Annotated in this window: 2 protein-coding genes; both read right to left on the minus strand. The window is 72.6% G+C overall.

The genetic code is table 11. The features are described from left to right. Positions 1 to 4,067 (minus strand): beta-ketoacyl synthase N-terminal-like domain-containing protein (locus AB0N76_RS39125; protein WP_363565624.1); only part of this gene is annotated, 4,067 nt, incomplete at its 3' end. Positions 4,068 to 4,120: 53 nt separating this feature from the next. After that, a partial coding sequence (locus AB0N76_RS39130; protein ID WP_363565625.1) for a KR domain-containing protein occupies positions 4,121 to 5,041 on the minus strand: 921 nt, incomplete at its 5' end.

Raw genomic sequence — 5,041 nt, forward strand, 5'->3', positions numbered from 1 at the left:
CCCGCGAACTCCGCCTGCGCCGAACGCACCAACCCCCACACCGCAGCACCACCCAGATCCACCACATCCGACCCCGACCCCACACCCACCGCACCAGCAGTCACCACCACCAGCGGGACGCGTGACGCCCACTCGGTCTCGGACCAGCGCTGGAGCGCGGTGAGCACCTCGGTGGTCACCGCGTGGACGGCCGCGGCAGCGTCGAGGCCGGTCGTCGCGGAGCCGGAGACCGGCAGGAAGACCAGGTCCGGAAGGTCCGCTCCGCCGGCGACGGCGGACAGCAGCCGATCGAGGTCCGCGTGGCTGTCCACCGTGCCGCCCTCGGCCGCGGTGGCCGCGAGGCCGAGGACGTCCGCGCCGACGACGGCGTACCGTGCGGCAGCACCGGCGGCCGCGGCGGCACCGGTCGCGGCGGCGAGCGCGGCACCGGCCTGCGGGAGTTCGGGCCAGTCGAGGGCGAAGAGCGGCGCGGTCGCGTCCGCCCCCGCCGCCGCGATCTGCTCGGCCGAGACCGGCCGGAGCAGGAGGGACGCCACCGAGGCCACCGTCCGCCCCGAGAGGTCCGACAGCTCCAGCGAGACCGCGTCCGAACCCGCCTCGGAGACCCGCACCCTGGCGCTCGACACGCCGCCGAGGTGCAGCGACACCCCCGACCAGGAGAACGGAAGCCGGGTCCCGCCGGACTCCGCCGACGTCAGGCCTACCGCCTGCACCGCCGCGTCCAGCAGGGCCGGGTGCACGCCGAAGCCGGCCGTCCGCAGCTCGGGGCTGTCGGGCAGGGCGATCTCCGCGAGCAGGTCGCCGTCGTGCCGCCAAGCCCGGCGGAGGCCGCGGAACAGCGGGCCGTAGGCGAAACCGAGGGACTCCGCCCGCTCGTAGAAGCCGTCGAGGTCGACGGCCTCCGCACCGACCGGCGGCCAAGCACCCGCCATGACGGGCATCGCCTCAGCCGAACGCGAACCCACCGACAGCGAACCCGCCGCATGCCGACGCCACGCCTCCTCGGCCCCGTCCGACCCCGAACCCTCCGGCCGCGAGTACACACCCACCGCCCGCACCCCGGACCCGTCCGGAGCACCCACCACCACCTGCAACTGCACCCCACCGCGCTCCGGAAGCACCAACGGCGCCTCCAACGTCAGCTCCTCGACCACCCCACAACCCACCTGATCGCCGGCCCGCAGCACCAACTCCACGAACCCCGTCCCCGGCAGCAGCACACTGCCCAGCACGGCGTGGTCGGCCAGCCACGGGTGCGTGGCGAGGGAGAGCCGGCCGGTCAGCACGACACCGCTGTCGTCGGCCATCGTGACGGCCGCACCGAGCAGCGGGTGCTCGGCACCGGCGAGGCCCAGGCTCTCGACGTCCTGCTCCGGTCCGGCTTCCAGCCAGTAGCGGCGGCGCTGGAAGGCGTAGGTCGGCAGGTCGATCCGGCGGGCACCGGTGCCCTGGAAGAACGCGTCCCAGGTGACGGGGGTGCCGGCCGCGTGCAGACGCGCCAGCGCCTCGACGGCGGCGCGGGCCTGGTCGCGGTCGCGGCGCAGGGAGGGGACCACGGCGCGGGCTGGGCCGTCCTGCGGCAGGCACTCGGCGACCATCCCGGACAGCACCGCGTCGGGGCCGACCTCCAGGAATGCACCGGTGCCGAGGTCGAGCATGGTGGTCACGGCGTCGGCGAAGCGCACCGACTGGCGAACCTGGCGGACCCAGTAGGCGGGGTCCGTCCACAGCTCCGTCTCCACTCGGCCCGTCACGGTCGACACCAGGGGAACGGTCGGCTCCTCGAAGCGCAGGCCCGAGACGACGGCCCTGAACTCCTCCAGCATCGGATCCATCAGACCCGAGTGGAACGCGTGACTGACCGTCAGACGACGAGTACGGAAGCCGCGCTCCGCCGCCGCGGCCGCCACGGCCAGGACCTGCTCCTCCTCGCCGGACAGGACGAGGGACGACGGGCCGTTCACGGCCGCCACCCACACACCGTCGGTGCCCGCGAGCAGTTCGCGAACGTCCGTCTCAGGAGCGCCGACGGCCACCATCGCGCCGCCCTCGGGAAGCGCCTCCATCAACCGACCACGCGCCACCACCAGCGCACACGCATCCTTCAGCGAGAGCACACCCGCGACGTGCGCGGCCGCTATCTCACCCACCGAGTGACCCGCCAGAACACCAGCGGACACACCCCACGACTCGAACAACCGGAACAGGGCCACCTCAAGCGCGAAGATCGCCGGCTGAGCGAACCCCGTCCGATGAATCGATTCGTCCGACGGCAAATCGACACCGAGCTCCGCACACACCTCCTCGTACGCCCGCGCGAACACCGGGAACACGGCGCTCAGTTCGCCACCCATCCCCGGCCACTGCGACCCCTGACCCGAGAAGACCAGACCGAGACGCCCCGCAACCGGCGACGAAACCGTAGCCGAACCCGACACGACATCCGCGAGCCGGGACAGCAGCTCCTCACGATCGGCCGCGACCACGGCCACCCGGTGCTCGAACGCCGAACGCGAGGTCGCCAGCGAGAACGCCACGTCCAGCGCCCGCGCCTCACCCCCGCGCACCCGCTCCAACAGCGCCGAAGCCTGACCCCGCACTGCCTCCACGGACTTGCCCGACAGCACCACCGGCACCGCGGGAAGCCCGACCGAGACCTCCTCGCTCTCCGGGGCAACCGCCTCCGGCTGCTCCAGGATCACGTGCGCGTTGGTCCCGCTCACGCCGAACGACGACACACCCGCCCGCCGGGCGCGGTCCACCTGCGGCCAGGCCCGCGCCTCCGTCAGCAGCTCCACCGCACCCGAGGCCCAATCCACCTCCGTGGACCGCTCCTCGGCGTGCAGGGTGCGCGGCAGCACACCCTCCCGCATCGCCATCACCATCTTGATCACACCCGCCACACCGGCAGCCGCCTGGGTGTGACCGATGTTGGACTTCAACGAGCCCAGCCACAGCGGACGTTCGGCGTCCCGGCCCTGCCCGTACGTCTCCAGCAGCGCCTGCGCCTCGATCGGGTCACCCAGCCGCGTCCCCGTCCCGTGGCCCTCGACCGTGTCCACGTCCAGCGTGGACAGCCCGGCGCTCGCCAGCGCCTGCCGGATCACCCGCTGCTGGGCGGGCCCGCTCGGCGCCGTGAGGCCGCTGCTGGCGCCGTCCTGGTTCACCGCCGAACCACGCACCACCGCAAGGACCTTGTGCCCCTTGGCCACCGCGTCCGACAGCCGCTCCACCAGCAGCATGCCCGCGCCCTCGGCCCAGCCCGTGCCGTCGGCGTCCGCCGCATAGGACTTGCACCGGCCGTCGGTGGCGAGACCGCGCTGACGGCTGAACTCGATGAACGTCCTCGGCGTGGACATCACCGTCACGCCGCCGACCAGCGCCATGGAGCACTCGTTCCGCTGGAGCGCCTGCGCCGCCAGGTGCAGCGCCACCAGCGAGGACGAGCACGCCGTGTCCACCGTCACCGCCGGGCCCACCAGGCCGAAGGTGTAGGCGACGCGCCCGGACGCGATGCTGCCGGCGTTCCCGTTGCCGATGTATCCCTCGTAGCCCTCCGGAATGCTGAGGAACCGCGCCGAATAGTCGTGGTACATCAGCCCGGTGAAGACGCCGACCTGCTCTCCGCGCGCCGATTCCGGTCGGACGCCGGCCCGTTCGAAGGCCTCCCAGGTGAGTTCCAGCAGCAGCCGCTGCTGCGGGTCCATCGCCGCCGCCTCCTTCGGGCCGATGCCGAAGAACGCCGGGTCGAACTCCGCCGCCTCGTGCAGGAAGCCGCCCTCCTTGACGGTGGTCCGGCCCGCGGCGTCGGGGTCGGGGTCGTACAGGCCCTCCACGTCCCAACCCCGGTCGGTGGGGAAGCCGGACACCGCGTCGGAACCGGTCAGCACGAGGTTCCAGAGGTCCTCGGGAGACCGGACGCCGCCGGGGTAACGGCAGCTCATGCCCACGATCGCGATCGGCTCGCGCTCACCCGCCTCCAGCTCCTGCACGCGTTCGCGCGTCTTCTGGAGGTCGGCGGTGACCCACTTCAGGTAGTCGACGAGCTTCTCTTCATTGGTGGTCATAACGAGAGTCCTATGCGTTCCGGCGCCGGGGAATTGGTCGGGCGGTTGCCGATTCAGGATCGGCCGAGTTCCTTGTCGATGAAATCGAAGAGATCGTCGGCGGTCGCCGACCGGATCCGGTCCTCCGCGGCGGAACCCGCCGCGGACTTCTGTGCGGGATTCCGCTTGGCCAGCAGTGCCTGGAGCCGCTTCGTCACATTGGCGTTCAGCGGGTCCTCCTGTGACAGGCTCGTCAACAGGGATTCCAGTCGGTCGAGTTCCGCGAGGATCCGGGACTCGCCGCTCTCCTTCCCCTTCTCCTCCGCCGGGGCGAGGCGCTCGGCCAGGTACTCGACCAGGGCCGCCGGCGTCCCGTAGTCGAACAGGAGGGTCGCCGGGAGACGCAGTCCGATCGCGTTCCCGAGCTGGTTGCGGAGCTCGACCGCCATCAGCGAGTCGAGGCCCAGGTCGAGGAAGCCGCGGTCGGCGGGAACGGCATCGGCCGACGCGTACCCGAGGATCGACGCGACGTCGGAGCGCACGAGCCGGAGCAGTGCCTCGACCCGCTCCGGGCCGGCGAGACCGGCCAGGTCCGTCGAGGCCGCCCCCGACTTCGCCTGTGCCCGGCTGACCGGGCGGGCCGTGGCGCCCACCAGGCCGCGCAGCACGACGGGGACCTCCCGGCCGGCACGGAGCCTCGACCGGTCCAACCCCATCGGGACCAGGTGCGGACGGTCCGAGGTGATCGCGGTGTCGAACAGCCTCAGGCCCTCGGCCGGTGAGAGCGGCCGCACACCGGACTGCACCAGGCGCGCCTGCTCGGCGTCCCCGAGCCGACCCGTCATGCCGCCGCTGGTGTCCCACAGCCCCCAACCCAGGGAGTGCGCGGGCAGGCCCTGCGCACGCCGATGCTGCGCCAACCCGTCCAGGAACGCGTTCGCCGCCGCATACCCCGCCTGCCCCGCCGGCCCGAACACCCCCGCAGCCGACGAGAA

Source organism: Kitasatospora sp. NPDC093806 (genome assembly GCF_040683335.1).
Classification (GTDB): domain Bacteria; phylum Actinomycetota; class Actinomycetes; order Streptomycetales; family Streptomycetaceae; genus Kitasatospora.